This window comes from Streptomyces sp. SM1 (genome assembly GCF_002910825.1).
GTDB classification, from domain to species: domain Bacteria; phylum Actinomycetota; class Actinomycetes; order Streptomycetales; family Streptomycetaceae; genus Streptomyces; species Streptomyces okerensis.
The window spans coordinates 1-14,776 of record NZ_NEUB01000209.1 but is presented as its reverse complement, the minus strand read 5'-3'; the positions used below and the strand labels follow the sequence as shown (position 1 = coordinate 14,776).

The following is a 14,776-nucleotide window of genomic DNA, read 5'->3' as shown; positions in this document are numbered from 1 at the left end:
GCTGACGTTTCGGCAGGGCGTCCGGCCGATGGCGCGTCGCTCCGCCCGGACGGCCCGATCAGGGACATGCCGGCTCTCGCCAGCCCTGTCCCGCCGCTGCCGTCAGACCTTCTCGGTCACCCGGTCCACGGGCGCGGGCCGCTGTCCGTCCGCCGGGGTGTCCGGCGCCGTGTCGAGTTCCGCGAGCATGGTCTTCGTGAAGCCGAAGAAGTAGGTGGCGACGAAGCCCGCCACATAGCCGACGAGCAGGCCGGCGGCGTAGACGGCGACCGTCCGTGCCAGGCCGTGGCCGCCGTCGAGGAGCGGGAAGAGCGCCCAGCCGGACGGTCCGATGGCGGTGGAACCCACGTCCGTGCCCAGCTGGTTGAGGAGGCCGACGAACGCGCCGCCGAAGGCACCACCCGTGCAGGCGGTGATGAACGGACGTCCCAGGGGCAGCGACACACCGTAGATGAGCGGTTCCCCCACGCCGAGGAACCCGGGCCAGAGCGCCGACTTGACGGTGGCGCGGATGGAGGTGTTGTGGGGCAGGCGCACGTAGATCGCGATGGCGGCGCCGACCTGTCCGGCGCCCGCCATCGCGAGGACCGGCAGCAGGACGGTGAAGCCCGCCCCCTCGATCAGAGTCGTGTGAATGGGGATCAGGGCCTGGTGCAGACCGAGCATGACCAGCGGCAGGAAGAGGCCGCCGAGGAGGAACCCGGCGCCCGCGCCGCCGTGGGTGAGCAGCCAGTCGGCGGCGTCGCCGATCCAGGCGGACACCTCACCGGCGAGGAACATCAGTCCGAACAGCGTCGCCAGCCCGGCCACGAGCACGGTGGCGGTGGGCGTCACCAGGACGTCGACCGACTCGGGTACCCGGCGCCGGCACCACTTCTCCACATACACGCCGAGCCACGCGGCACCCAGGGCGCCCAGCACACCACCCTGCCCCGGGGAGAGGTGCCGGCCGAACGCCTCCACGTCGGCCACCCCGGCGTGGACGACGACCGACGCGACGGCACCGCCGAGGATCGGGGTGCCGCCGAACTCCTTGGCCGTGTTGAATCCGACGAACACCGCGATCAGTGCCATGAACCCGGAGGCGATGGCGGTCAGGGCCGGGGTGACGCCCGGCAGCCAGTGCAGGTTGACGAGGAGGCCGTTCAGGCCCGCGATGATGCCGCAGCCGATGAGCGCGGGGATCAGCGGAACGAAGATGTTCGCGATCCGGCGCAGGAACAGCTTGAACGGCGTGGCGTTCCTCGCCTTGCGTTCCGTCCGGAGCGCCGCTCCCTGCGCCGCGAGCCCTTCGGCCGTCACGGGACCGGCTCCGCGGTCCGGTACGGCCGGCCCGGTCCCGCTGCGCTCTGCCTCGACCAGGGACTCGAACTCCGGGGTGACCCGCGCCACCGTGCCCGGCCCCAGCACGATCTGATACGTGTCGTCCTCGACGACTCCCAGGACCGCCGGCAGCGCCTTGAGCCGCTCGTTCTGGACGAGGGACCGGTCGCGCAGTCCCAGCCTCAGCCGGGTCATGCAGTGCGCCACCGACGTCACGTTGTCCGCGCCCCCGACCAGGGGGAGGAGGGCGGCAGCGGTGGCGTGATGCTTGTTCTCTTCGCTCATGGTGCGGTCATGCCTTGCTGTGAGGTGGGGCCGGCGCGTCGGCACCGGCTGCGGCTCGGAAACTTACTTTCGGCTGGATCACCCGGAGGTGAAAGATATTTTCAGAGCGCGCACGCGTCAAGTGCCCCCGTGACGGCGCTCACATCCGGCGGCTGTCACAGTCCCGGGGCTCTTCCGGTCATCAGGGTGTACGTCCCAACGGCACCAGGAGAGGCACGCCATGGACGCTCGGATCGACTTCTTCGGCAACTCCCTCGCGGGCAAGGTCCTCAAGCACATCAACTCGGCGAACAGGGCGGTGCACGACTCGACACTGCCGGTCACGACGCAGGAACTGGTCAAGATCCGCGCCAGCCAGATCAACGGCTGCGGCTTCTGCACCGACATGCACACCAAGGACGCCGCCGCCGCGGGCGAGATCCAGCTGCGCCTCAACCTGGTGGCCGCCTGGCGGGAGGCCGAGGTCTTCACCGAAGCCGAGCGCGCGGCGCTGGAACTCGCCGAGCAGGGCAGCCGCATCGCGGACGCCGCCGGCGGCGTGACGGACGAGGCATGGGCCGGCGCGGCCGAGCACTACGACGAGGACCAGCTCGCCGCGCTGATCTCGCTGATCGCCGTCATCAACGCCTACAACCGCATCAACGTCATCAACCGGCAGCCGGCCGGCGACTACCAGCCCGGCCAGTTCGGCTGAGACAGACGGACTCCCGCTCCCCCGGCCCGGGACACCCGGGCCGGGGGACGGCCGCGCTCCGGCCCGGTATGGAATAGCCCGGTGAAGACGAACGAACACGGCGCCCAGCGCCCGGAACGAGCCCGCCCCACACCCCAGAGTTTGACCGGAGTCGGACTGGCCGTCCTCGACGGGGCCGGTCGCGTCCTGCTCGGCCTCGGTCACGACGGCCGGTGGGAACTTCCGGGCGGCAAGGTGGACGCCGGTGAGGACTTCGAGACCGCCGCGGCGCGGGAGCTGACGGAGGAGACCGGCCTCACGGTGCCCGTGACCGCCGTACGGGTACTGGCCGTTGTCGTCGACGGGCTTCAGGGCCTGACCCGCGTCACGGCCGCCGCGGTCGCCGTGGGAGCGGCGGGGACGCCCCGGGCGACCGAGCCGGACAAGATCGTGCGCTGGGAGTGGTTCGCGCGCGGGTCACTGCCCTCCGCACTGTTCGCTCCGTCGGCCGCGGTCCTGGACTGCCTGTGGCCCGAGGCGGCTCTCCGGGGGGTGGCCGGAATGCGTCGGTACGGGGTCGCCGGTGACGTCACGGAGATCACATCCCTCTGAATATGAACCCTGGATGCCAATTACCTAGGATGCTGTGTGCGACCACCGAAGCATCCAGTCAAGGAGTCGGCGCATGCTCTCCCCCCAGTCGGTCCCCGTCGTCCGGGCCACCCTCCCGGCAGTCGGAGCCAACCTCAGCTCCATCACCGAGCTGTTCTACCGCCGCATGTTCGAGGAGCGCCCCGAGCTGCTGCGCGACCTCTTCAACCGCGGCAACCAGGCCAGCGGCGCCCAGCGCGAAGCCCTCGCCGGGGCCGTCGCGGCGTTCGCCACCACCCTGGTGGAGCAGCCGGGCGAACGGCCCGACGCCGTCCTCGGGCGCATCGCCCACAAGCACGCCTCACTGGGCATCACCTCCGACCAGTACACCCTGGTGGGCCGGCACCTGATGGGCGCCGTCGGCGAGGTCCTGGGCGACGCCGTGACACCTGAGGTCGCGGCCGCCTGGGACGAGGTGTACTGGCTCATGGCCAACGCCCTCATCGCCCTGGAGGCCCGTCTGTACGCCGGGGCGGGGGTCGAGAACGGCGCCGTCTGGCACGACATGGAGATCGCCGAGCGCGTCGAGGAGTCCCTCGACACCGCCTCCTTCGAACTGCGCCGGCCCGACGGACTGCCCACCGAGCCGTTCACCCCCGGCCAGTACGTCAGCGTGCAGGTCGAACTGCCGGACGGAGCCCGGCAGATACGCCAGTACAGCCTCTCCACGGCTCCCGACCGCAAGACCTGGCGGATCACCGTCAAGCGGGAGCGCTCCGCCGACGGCCGCGTCCCCGAGGGCGAGGTGTCGTCCTGGCTGCACACCCACGCCCGCCCCGGCGACCTCGTGAGGGTGTCCCTGCCCTTCGGCGACCTCGTGCTCCCCGAGGGCGACGGCCCGCTCGTCCTCGCCTCGGCCGGCATCGGCATCACACCCATGCTGTCCATGCTGGACCACCTGGCCAACACCTCGGCCCGACGGCAGGTCACCGTCGTCCACGCCGACCGCTCCCCCGCCCACCACGCACACCGTCTCGAACTGGACGACCTCGTCAGCCGGCTTCCGGGCGGCACGCTGCACCTGTGGTACGAGCGGCCGGAGGACCACGACGCGTCCCACGTCAACGAGGGCCTGGCCGACGTCACCCGGCTGGATCCGCCCGCGGACGCCACCGCCTTCCTGTGCGGCCCGCTGCCCTTCATGCGGACCGTCCGCGGTGACCTGCTCACCCGGGGGCTCAGCCCGAAGAGCATCCACTACGAGGTGTTCGGCCCCGACCTCTGGCTCAGCAAGTGACGTCCTCACCTGCCTGAGGGCGGCTGTTCGCGTCCCGGCGACTGTCGTTGCCGGCGGGGCGTCACCGGCACCGCAGAGGGAGCGGTTCGCCATCCGGGCGGTCCGCTCCCCTCGCGTGCGCGGCGGGCGGCGCTACCGGATGCGTTCCCAGCCCCGGTGCGGGGCGCGGGAGCCGAGCTGGGTGTCGCGGCTGCGGTAGACGATGTAGGGGCGGGTGAGATAGCCCAGCGGCGCCGTGAGCATGTGGACCAGCCTGGTGAAGGGCCAGGCGGCGAAGAGCAGCAGCGCGCTCAGGGCGTGGAGCTGGAAGAGCACCGGGACGCCCGTCATCAGGTCCGGATCGGGCTGCAGGTAGAAGAGGGAGCGGAACCAGGGGGAGATGGTCTCCCGGTAGTTGTAGCCGCCGCCGACGATGTTCGCCGCCACGGTCGCGGCCAGGCCCAGCCCGATGGTCACGGCCAGGGACAGGTACATGGCCTTGTCGTTGCGGGTGGTCGCCGAGAAGACCGGGCCCACGGTGCGCCGCCGGTAGATCAGGATGACCAGTCCGCCGACGGTGCAGACGCCCGCGATGGTGCCGACGACGACCGCGAGGACGTGGTAGGTGTGCTCGCTGATGCCGACGGCGTGCGTCCAGCTCTCGGGGATGAGCAGTCCGCCGATGTGGCCGAGCAGCACGAAGAGGATGCCGAAGTGGAACAGCGGGCTGCCGATGCGCAGCAGACGGCGTTCGTAGAGCTGCGAGGAGCGGGTGGTCCAGCCGAACTTGTCGTAGCGGTAGCGCCAGACGTGGCCGAGGACGAACACCGCGAGGCTGACGTACGGCAGCGCGACCCACAGCAGGATGCCGCCGGTGCCGGACTCCACCGCCAGGGTGAGGTGCTGCTGGGATGCGGTCAACGGGGGCCTCCGGCGGACGGGGCGGGCATGTACTCGGGCGGCGCGTAGGGGTCGAGACCCACCTGTTCCTCGGGCGGTCCCTCGGCGGCGAGCCGGGCGACCGCGTCGCGTTCGTCGCCGGCGAGCGCCGGCAGGGTCGCGGAGACGGAGCTCAGCAGGTCCGCCCAGGGGGCCTGGTCGTCACGGAGGGCGAGGCGCAGCAGTTCCAGGCCGGCCCGGTGATCGGTGAGCAGGCGCATGCCGGTCGCCGGCTCGGCGGCGGCGAACTCCAGGACGACGGAGAGGTGGTCGGGCAGTTCGTCGTCGCCGAGCCGCCATCCGGCCCTGGCGTAGGCCTGCTTCAGACGCACCAGGGCGAGGCCCCGCTTACGGGTGTCTCCGTGCGCGTAGTAGGTGAGATACGGGCAGCAGCGCTTGCGGTGGTCGAAGGTGGCCACGTAGGCGGCGGCCATGGCTCCGGTGCCGGCGTCCTCGGCGTGCTCGATGAAACGGAGCAGGGGCCCGCCCACCTCGGCGGGCAGCGCGGGGACCGTCCGCCGGGCCAGCGACAGATGTCCGCCGTGGCCCTCGTCGGGGTAGCCGAGGAGCAGCGACTGGACCTGCCAGGCGTAGGTGTGCCAGGGCCGGACCCGGCTCGCGGGCCTGAGTCGGAGTTTGTTCCTCATGGCCTGGGCTCCACCTCTCCGCCGCTGTCCGGGCTCCCCGGGCCGTCACCGTTCCCGGGCGGGAAGAGGCCCGGCGGACTGCCCTTGCCGTCCCAGTTGAGGAGGTTGACGCGGGTCTCCTTGCCGGTGGGGGCCGCGGGTGTGTCGGAGGTCTGCCGGTCGCGCAGGGCGTGGAAGTTCTCCACCGCGATGGGGGCGGCTCCGCCGGAGGTCTCGCCGAAGGGTCCGGAGCCTCCCATGCCGGGGCCGCCCTCGTAGTCGAGGCTGCACTCGGTGGCCAGTTCCTCGAGGCTGTGGGCCTGTTCGGCGTGGGCGGCCGGGATGACGTACCGCTCGTCGTACTTGGCGAGGGCCAGCAGCCGGTACATGTCGTACATCTGCTCCTCGCCCATGCCGACGGACTCCGGGATGGAGGCGTCCGGCTCGCGGCCGAGGTTGATGTCCCGCATGTAGGCGCGCATGGCGGCCAGCCGGCGCAGCACCGCGTCCACCGGTGCCGGGTCGCCGGCGGTGAACAGCTGGGCCAGGTAGTCGACGGGGATGCGCAGGGCGTCCACGGCGGCGAAGAGGTTGCCGTGGTCCTCGGCGTCCCGGCCGGTGTCCCGGACGGCGTCGACCACCGGGGACAGCGGCGGGATGTACCAGACCATGGGCATGGTGCGGTACTCCGGATGCAGCGGCAGCGCCACCTTGAAGGTGTTGATCAGGGCATGGATCGGGGAGCGCTGCGCGGCCTCGATCCAGTCCCGCGGGATGTCCGCCTTCTCCGCCTCGGCGATCACCTGCGGGTCGTCGGGGTCGAGGAAGACACCCCGCTGGGCCTCGTAGAGGTCCTTGTCGTCGGGGGTGGACGCGGCTTCCAGGACCTTGTCCGCGTCGTAGAGGACGAGCCCGATGTAGCGCAGCCGGCCGACGCAGGTCTCGGAGCAGACGGTGGGCAGCCCGACCTCGACGCGCGGGAAGCAGAAGGTGCACTTCTCGGCCTTGCCGGTGCGGTGGTTGAAGTACACCTTCTTGTACGGGCATCCGGTCACGCACATCCGCCAGCCGCGGCACTTGTCCTGGTCGACGAGGACGATGCCGTCCTCCTCGCGCTTGTAGATCGCGCCGGAGGGGCAGGAGGCCGCGCAGGACGGGTTGAGGCAGTGCTCGCAGATCCGCGGCAGGTAGAACATGAAGGTCTGCTCGAACTCGAGCTTGATCTTCTCCGAGACCTGGTTGAGCAGCACGTCCTTCTCGCCGTGCTCGGAGGAGCCGCCGAGGTCGTCGTCCCAGTTCGCCGACCAGGAGATCTTCATGTCCTTGCCGGTGATGAGGGACTTGGGGCGGGCGACCGGGGTGTGCTCCTGCAGCGGGGCGTTGGTCAGGGTCTCGTAGTCGTACGTCCAGGGCTCGTAGTAGTCGTCCAGGGACGGCAGGACCGGGTTGGCGAAGATGGTGATCAGCTTCTTGAAGCGACCGCCCGCCTTGAGCGCGAGCCGGCCCTTCTTGTTGAGCTCCCAGCCGCCGCGCCACCGCTCCTGGTCCTCGTAGCGGCGCGGATATCCCTGACCGGGCCGGGTCTCGACGTTGTTGAACCACACGTACTCGACACCGGTGCGGTTGGTCCACGCCTGCTTGCAGGTGACCGAGCAGGTGTGGCACCCGATGCACTTGTCGAGGTTCATCACCATCGCCATCTGGGCCATGACGCGCATCAGTACGTCACCTCCTGGTCGGTGCGGCGGCGGATGACGGTGACCTCGTCGCGCTGGTTGCCGGTCGGGCCCAGATAGTTGAAGGCATAACTCAACTGGGCGTAACCGCCGATGAGATGGCTGGGTTTGATCAGCAGGCGGGTCAGGGAGTTGTGGATGCCGCCGCGCCGCCCGGTGGTCTCGGTGCGGGGGACGTCGATGAGCCGGTCCTGTGCGTGGTACATGTACACGGTGCCCTCGGGCATGCGGTGCGAGACGACCGCGCGGGCGGCGACGACGCCGTTGCGGTTCACGGCCTCGATCCAGTCGTTGTCCCTCACCCCCACCTTCGCCGCGTCCTGGGTGCTCATCCAGATGTGCGGACCGCCCCGGGACAGGGACAGCATGAAGAGGTTGTCCTGGTACTCGGAGTGGATCGACCACTTGTTGTGCGGGGTCAGGTAGCGGACCGTGACGCCGAGTTCGCCCGTCTCGCCGAGGCGGGGCTCGTCGAAGAGGGCGTGCATGTTCAAGGGTGGCCGGTAGACGGGCATCTGCTCGCCGAGGGCGGTCATCCAGTCGTGGTCGAGGTAGAAGTGCTGGCGGCCGGTGAGGGTGTGCCAGGGCTTGGACCGCTCGACGTTGACGGTGAACGGCGAGTAGCGCCGCCCGCCGGTCTCCGAACCGGACCACTCGGGCGAGGTGATCACCGGGACCGGGGCGGCCTGGGTGTCGGCGAAGGTGATCTGCTTGCCCTCGTGCTCGGCGGCCAGGTCCGCGAGCCGGGTACCGGTGCGGGCCTCCAGGGTGTGGAAGCCCTGGGTGGCGAGGTGGCCGTTGGTGGTGCCGGACAGGGCGAGGATCGCCTCGCAGGCCTGTGCGTCACGGGCGATCGAGGGGCGGCCGTCGGCGGCCCCGCCGCGCACGGTGCCGTTCTTGTGCCGCAGGTATTCGAGTTCGCGGCCGACCTTGAAGGTGACGCCCTTGGTGGTGGCGCCCAGCGAGTCCAGCAGCGGACCGAGGGCGGCCATCTTGTCGGCGACGGCGCCGTAGTCGCGTTCGACGGTGATCAGTTTCGGCATGGTGCGGCCGGGCACCGGCTCGCACTCCCCCGCCTTCCAGTCCCGCACCGTGCCGTGCGGGGTGGCCATGGCGTCGGGGGTGTCGTGCAGCAGCGGCGCGGCCACCAGGTCGTTGCGCACGCCGAGATGGTCGGTGGCCTGGCGGCTGAACTCCTTGGCAAGGGTGTGGAAGATGTCGAAGTCGGTGCGGGTCTGCCAGGGCGGGGCGATCGCCGGGTTGAAGGAGTGCACGAAGGGGTGCATGTCCGTGCTGGACAGGTCGTACTTCTCGTACCAGGTCGCCGCGGGCAGCACGATGTCGGAGAAGACGGTGGTGCTGGTCATCCGGAAGTCGAGGGTGAGCAGCAGGTCGAGCTTGCCCTCGGGGGCCTCGTCGCGCCACACCACGTCCCGGGGGCGGGCGTCGGGCGGGGCCTCGGTGGCGCGCACCGAATGGTCGGTGCCCAGCAGGTGTTTGAGGAAGTACTCATTGCCCTTGGCCGAGGATCCCAGCAGGTTGGCCCGCCAGATGGTGAGCACCCGGGGGAAGTTCTCGGGTGCGTCGGGGTCCTCCCCCGCGAACTTGAGCCGCCCGGCTTTCAGTTCGTCCACCACGTGGTCGGCCGGTGACCGGCCCTCCCGTTGGGCCTCGTCCGCGAGGTCCAGCGGGTTGCGGTCGAAGGTCGGGTAGGAGGGCATCCAGCCCATCCGGGCCGAGGCGGCGATGACATCCGCCGTGGACTTACCGGCGAAGGGTCCGCCGGCGCCCGCCGCCGCGAGGGTGTCCGCGGAGAACGGGTCGTAGCGGAACTGGTCGCTGTGCAGATACCAGTAGGCGGTCTGGATCATCTGCCGGGCGGGACGGTTCCAGTCCGAGGCGGTGGCGATCGTCGAGTAGCCGGTGATCGGGCGGACCTTCTCCTGGCCGACGTAGTGCGCCCAGCCACCGCCGTTGACGCCCTGGCAGCCGGTGAGGGTGGTCAGGGTCAGAAACGCCCGGTAGATGGTGTCGGAGTGGAACCAGTGGTTGGTTCCCGCACCCATGATGATCATCGAACGCCCGCGCGAGTCCTCGGCGTTGGCGGCGAACTCGCGGGCGATCCGCGCCGCCCGGTCCGCGTCCACGCCGGTGATCGCGGCCTGCCAGGCCGGGGTGTAGGGCTCGCTCGCGTCGTCGTAGCCGGCGGGCCAGTTCCCGGGCAGCCCCTCGCGGGCCACCCCGTACTGGGCGAGCAGCAGGTCGTACACCGTGGTGACCAGCCGTCCCGCGATCCGGCGCACCGGTACTCCGCGCCGCAGCCGTGCGGCGCCGCCGTCCGGGGAGTCGAAGCGGGGCAGTTCGACGACGGCCGCCGCCTCGTCGCCGCCCTCGGCGGACAGCAGGGGGCGGGTGTCGCCGAGGTCGAGGTTCCATTTTCCGGCCCCGGACTCGCCGAAGCGGTCGCCGAGGGTGCCGTTCGGCACCACGGGCAGGCCGGTCGCGGCGTCCAGCAGCACCGTCTTGAACTCGGCGTTCTCGGCGCTGGCCTCCTCGCCGCCGAGGTCGGACGCGGTGAGGAACTTGCCGGGCGTGTACGTCCCCGGCGCGTCCCCGCTCTCGTCGAGCGAGACGAGGAAGGGAAGGTCGGTGAACCGCCGGACGTAGTCGGTGAAGTACGGGGTCTCGCGGTCGACGAAGAACTCCTTGAGGACCACGTGCCCCATGGCCATCGCCAGCGCGCCGTCGGTGCCGGGCTGGGCGGCCAGCCACTCGTCGGCGAACTTCACGTTGTCCGCGTAGTCGGGGGAGACCGCGACGACCTTCTGGCCGCGGTAGCGGGCCTCGGCCATCCAGTGGGCGTCCGGGGTGCGGGTCACCGGGACGTTGGAGCCCCACATGATCAGATATCCGGCGTCCCACCAGTCGCCGGACTCCGGTACGTCGGTCTGGTCACCGAACACCTGCGGCGAGGCGACGGGCAGGTCCGCGTACCAGTCGTAGAAGGAGAGCATCACCCCGCCGAGCAGGGAGTAGAAGCGCGCCCCGGCGGCATGGGAGACCATCGACATGGCGGGGATCGGGGAGAACCCGGCGAGCCGGTCCGGACCGTACTCCTTGATGGTGTGCACATGCGCGGCGGCGGCCATCTCCGCGGCTTCGGCCCAGGTCGCGCGCACCAGGCCGCCCTTGCCGCGGGCCTGTTTGTAGCGGCGGGAGCGCTCGGGGTCGTCGACGATGTCCGCCCAGGCGGCCACCGGGTCGCCGAGGCGGGCCTTGGCCTCCCGGTACATCCCCAGCAGCACGCCGCGCACATACGGGTAGCGGACCCGGGTCGGTGAGTAGGTGTACCAGGAGAAGGCGGCGCCCCGGGGGCAGCCGCGCGGTTCGTACTCGGGGCTGTCCGGGCCGACCGACGGATAGTCGGTCTGCTGGGCCTCCCAGGTGATGATGCCGTCCTTGACGTACACCTTCCACGAGCAGGAGCCGGTGCAGTTCACGCCGTGGGTGGAGCGCACCACCTTGTCGTGCGACCAGCGGTCGCGGTAGAACTCGTCCGCCTGACGGCCGCCCTTGCGGTGCATGGAGCGGAGGTCCCCGGACACCTCCGCCCGGGTGAAGAAGCGGCGTGAACGGACCAGCGCCTCGGCCACCTCGCCGTCCATGGCCGCGGGGTTGCCCTCCCGGCCCGTCCTTCCCGGGCTCGCCTCCGTGCTCACTCGGTCGCTCCTTCCCGGACGCCTCGCGTCCGTGGGCTGCCCGCTCGGGACTCAGCGGTTGTACACACCGGCTCGCCTTACCTGACCATCAGACAGATATTCGGAATCAGTGCATGCTTTTGATCGCCAGTCCCTTTGTACCCTCCTTTCACTCCGAGCGGGGGTGGCCCGGGCCGTTCGGCCCGGTCCGGTCGACCTCAGCCCGTGGGCTGCTCCATGCGGGTGCCGGCGCGGGCACGCACCGCTTCGACCGCCTCCCACTGCTCGGTGGACAGCGCCGCGAGCGCGGCGGGGAAGACCCCGTCCTGCTCCTTGAGGATGTGCAGGCGCAGCAGGTCGAGCGTCCGGATGAGCCGCTCCGGCCAGTCCGCGTCGCGCGGTGTGCCGGCCGCGGCCTCCGCCAGCACCGATTCGACGAGCCGGTGCTCCTCCTCCAGGGCCGCCATCTGCTCGGGGAAGTCGTCGGCGAGCGCGGGGAAGAGGCCGTGCTCCTCGACCTCGGTGTGGGGTTCGAGCACCTCACCGATCCGGCGCGCCAGTTCGGCCATCCGGTCGGTGTCGCCGTCGCGGCGGGCGTCCCGGACGTGGCTGATCAGGTTGACCACCTCGTCGTGCTCACGGGTGAGTTCGTCGATCGTGGTGAGGGACTGGCAGCCGCAGTACTCGCACATGGTGTGCCTCCTCCTCGGTACGGTGCCGGGTCAGTGGGACCGGGCGGCGACCGGGTCGCGGCGCTCGATCCCGCGGCGGACGACGGTCAGGGTGTAGGCCAGTGCGGCCGCGGCCACCAGGGCCAGCAGCACCAGGCCCAGGGCGTAGGAGCCATAGGCGCCGTGCAGGGCGCCCATGACCAGCGGGGGCAGGAAGCCGCCGAGTCCGCCGGCCGCGCCGACGACGCCGGTGACCGATCCGACCTTGTTCGCCGGGGCCAGCAGCGCGACCAGGGCGAAGACGGCGCCGCTGCCGGCTCCGAGGGCGGCGGCCATGACCAGGAAGGCGATGGTGCCGACGGGCGCGAGGGACGGGGTGAAGGCCTGTACCAGCGCGCCGGCGACCACCAGGGCCAGCGAGCCGCTCAACACCCGCACCGGGCCGATGCGGTCCGACAGCCAGCCGCCGACCGGCCGCATGGCCACGGCCAGCAGCACGAATCCCCCCATACGGTTGGCCGCGTCCGCCTGGATGAGGCTGTAGCCGGTCTTCAGGTAGGTGGGCAGGTACACCGAGAAGGCGACGTATCCGCCGAAGGCTACCGCGTACAGGGCGGACGCCTGCCAGGTGACGGACAGCTTGACGGTGGCCGACAGCCGGCGGGCCAGCGGCTCGGTCGGCACGGTGCGTCCGGGGGCGTCGCGCAGCACGAGGGCCGAGACGCCCGCGTACACGGCCAGCACCGCGGCGGTGATCAGGAACGGGTTGGCCATGCCGTTCGCGTCGACCAGCTTCACCGTGGTGAGGGCGCTGATCGCGGTACCGCCCATACCGGCGCCGAAGACGCCGATCGCCAGGCCCCGGCGCTCGGGCGGGAACCAGGCGCTGACGAACGGCACGCCGATGGCGAAGGCGGTGCCGCCGATCCCCAGGAAGAAGCCGCCGGCCAGCAGCGCGGCGAACGAGGAGTGTCCCGCCAGGCCCAGATAGAGCACGGGCACGGTGGTGGCCAGGGAGACCAGCGGGAACATCACCCGGCCGCCGAACCGGTCGGTGAGCGCGCCGACCGGGATGCGGCCCAGCGAGCCGACGATCACCGGTACGGCCACCAGCAGCGACTGCTGGAACGACGACAGTCCCAGGGAGTCCTGCAGCCGGGGGGCCAGAGGGCTGAGCAGCGCCCAGGCCCAGAAGTTCACGGCGAAACCGGCGGTGGCCAGGGCCAGCATCAGCCAGGCCCGGCCGCTCACGGCCTCACCGGGTACCGGTGCTCGATTCGAACTGCTCGACGGCTGGAGCATGCCGTCCGTCCTCCCTGTCGCGGTGCGGCCCGTCTCAGTCGGCGCCGCGGGTACCGGGCTGTGTGCCGGCCTCCCACGACCACTATCGAGTGCGAGGGACCGTGGCGCGCTGGGCCGTCAGTCCCCGTCACCGGGGACCGGCGGTCCCGGGTTCGAGGTCCGAACGGCTTGCCCGCCGCGCCGGTCGGCCGGGTGGGCCTCAGCCCGCGGGGTGAGCGTTCCCCTGGCCTCGGGGCCGTAACCGAAGCGGATCAGTACCTGGGGGCGGCACCATCTGGCGGAGGGTGCCCGCATCGCCTCCCGCAGGTCCGGCCATTCCATGGCCTGGTGGAGCAGCGAGGTCCGCACCCCGTGCGCGGTGGCCACCAGCAGCGCGTGCTCGAGCGCCTGGCCCGCCTGCAGCCAGTCACGCGGCCGATCACCGACGGTCCACAACAGGGCGACCTGGGCGTGCCGTTCGAACCGCAGCCGCGGCCGCCCGGGCACGGGCGGCCGGCCCGTGAAGTCACGCATCGGCATTCGCCCGGCGGCGTCCAGCGGGCGGGACGTGGTGAACGGGATGCCGTACGGGCTCGCTCCGGGCGGCGCGATCCAGGCGCGGCTCTCGGCCGTACGCGCCTTGTCCTCGGCGTTGCGCAGTTCGGCCGCCGACGTCACGCGCAGCAGCCGGCGCGTCTGGAGGATGTCCGGGACGTACAGGTGCGCGCCCTCGGCCCGGGCGCCGGCGACCATCTCGGCGACGACCGGCTCGGGCACCGGGCGGCCGGTGAACGGCATCCGGCTGGAGTGGCGCCGGGCGACGGCCGCGTACAGCGCGCGAAGGTCCGGCGGGGCGGTGGCGGGGACGGTCAGCTGCACGGTGGCGAACAGGTCGGGATCGTACGGATCCGGCAGCAGCCGCGGAACGGGCTGCCAGCCGAGGTGGGCCGCGGCGACCCGCAGGTTGAACACCGCCGAGCCGGCGGACAGGTACAGGGCGCGCCCGTCCGGGTCGGCCAGCGCCAGGGACCGGCTGCGGTCGGCGTGGACGGTGACCGACCGGGTGCCGAGGTCGAAACCGAAACGCCAGGGCTGGGTGTTGTGGATCGACGGCGCCGCGACGGCCGCGGCCAGCAGCGTCTCCAGTGCGAGGGCGTTGATCTTGTCGGTGTGCGTCATGGCTCCCACTCCGTCCGGGAACCTCCGGTGTGGAGGAGAACGGCCCCGGATTCCCACCCTGCGCCGCCACCGGGCGCGTGACGAGGGCCACACGGCCCACCGCCCCGCGCCGACGGACCCATCCCCGCACGGGACCCGGCACCGACCGGACCGTGCCGGCTCCGGCACACCACGGAGAACAGGCCGGCCCACCGGCGACGCCGACGCTGGGGGCAGGAACCCGCCCCGGTCGGAGCAGACCGGGGGTGGGGGCGGGGCGGGGGTGGGCCAAGGCCGGGGAGGGGCAAGGCCGGGGAGGGGCCGGGGCCAGGCCGAACCGGGTGGCCAGGGTCGAGGCCTGGGTCGGGCCTGGGCTCACGCCTAAGCCGGGCTGAGGACGGGGCCGACCGGGATCAGAGTCCGGTCCGGAGCAGGTCCCGGACCGAGGCCCAAGGCCGATGCCGGGACGGGAGGCTGAGACCCGGAACCCGGTCCCGGAAGCAACACCACGGCCAGGGG

General features: G+C 71.6%; 11 protein-coding genes. 3 read left to right on the top strand and 8 right to left on the bottom strand.

Annotation, left to right across the window (positions count from 1 at the left end; translation table 11 throughout):
* Positions 1-102: 102 nt before the first annotated feature.
* On the bottom strand, positions 103-1,608 hold the full coding sequence (locus B9S61_RS04805; RefSeq protein ID WP_103541072.1) for a PTS transporter subunit EIIC: 1,506 nt from the start codon (positions 1,606-1,608) through the stop codon (positions 103-105).
* 220 nt (positions 1,609-1,828) lie between these two features.
* Between B9S61_RS04805 and B9S61_RS04800 the strand changes: the two genes are divergently transcribed.
* From B9S61_RS04800 to B9S61_RS04790, 3 genes are all read left to right on the top strand, one after another.
* Positions 1,829-2,302: a carboxymuconolactone decarboxylase family protein gene (locus tag B9S61_RS04800; RefSeq protein WP_103541071.1), complete on the top strand. Its 474-nt coding sequence runs from the start codon at positions 1,829-1,831 to the stop codon at positions 2,300-2,302.
* 81 nt (positions 2,303-2,383) lie between these two features.
* Positions 2,384-2,893 carry an NUDIX hydrolase gene (locus B9S61_RS04795; RefSeq protein WP_103541070.1) on the top strand — a complete coding sequence of 170 codons (510 nt, stop codon included), beginning with the start codon at positions 2,384-2,386 and terminating at the stop codon, positions 2,891-2,893.
* 73 nt (positions 2,894-2,966) lie between these two features.
* Positions 2,967-4,169 carry a globin domain-containing protein gene (locus B9S61_RS04790; protein WP_103541069.1) on the top strand — a complete coding sequence of 401 codons (1,203 nt, stop codon included), beginning with the start codon at positions 2,967-2,969 and terminating at the stop codon, positions 4,167-4,169.
* A gap of 132 nt (positions 4,170-4,301) precedes the next feature.
* Here the strand turns inward: B9S61_RS04790 and narI are convergent, their stop codons facing one another.
* From narI to B9S61_RS04755, 7 genes are all read right to left on the bottom strand, one after another.
* Positions 4,302-5,069 carry a respiratory nitrate reductase subunit gamma gene (narI, locus tag B9S61_RS04785; RefSeq protein ID WP_103541068.1) on the bottom strand — a complete coding sequence of 256 codons (768 nt, stop codon included), beginning with the start codon at positions 5,067-5,069 and terminating at the stop codon, positions 4,302-4,304.
* Positions 5,066-5,734, bottom strand: coding sequence for a nitrate reductase molybdenum cofactor assembly chaperone (gene narJ / locus B9S61_RS04780; RefSeq protein WP_103541067.1), 669 nt, complete (start codon positions 5,732-5,734; stop codon positions 5,066-5,068). The genes narI and narJ overlap by 4 nt, the downstream gene beginning before the upstream one ends.
* The gene (gene narH, locus B9S61_RS04775) at positions 5,731-7,431 is read right to left on the bottom strand and encodes a nitrate reductase subunit beta (protein ID WP_103541066.1); all 1,701 of its coding nucleotides are present in this window, start codon (positions 7,429-7,431) and stop codon (positions 5,731-5,733) included. The genes narJ and narH overlap by 4 nt, the downstream gene beginning before the upstream one ends.
* On the bottom strand, positions 7,431-11,114 hold the full coding sequence (locus tag B9S61_RS04770; protein WP_103541073.1) for a nitrate reductase subunit alpha: 3,684 nt from the start codon (positions 11,112-11,114) through the stop codon (positions 7,431-7,433). Before B9S61_RS04770 ends, narH begins: the two co-directional genes overlap by 1 nt.
* 251 nt (positions 11,115-11,365) lie before the next feature.
* Complete coding sequence (locus B9S61_RS04765) at positions 11,366-11,839, bottom strand: hemerythrin domain-containing protein (protein WP_103541065.1); 474 nt, start codon at positions 11,837-11,839, stop codon at positions 11,366-11,368.
* 30 nt (positions 11,840-11,869) lie between these two features.
* Positions 11,870-13,120 (bottom strand): NarK/NasA family nitrate transporter, encoded by a 1,251-nt coding sequence (locus B9S61_RS04760; RefSeq protein WP_103541064.1) that lies wholly within the window; start codon positions 13,118-13,120, stop codon positions 11,870-11,872.
* Positions 13,121-13,237: 117 nt separating this feature from the next.
* Positions 13,238-14,278: an Acg family FMN-binding oxidoreductase gene (locus B9S61_RS04755; protein ID WP_107499700.1), complete on the bottom strand. Its 1,041-nt coding sequence runs from the start codon at positions 14,276-14,278 to the stop codon at positions 13,238-13,240.
* Positions 14,279-14,776: the final 498 nt, after the last annotated feature.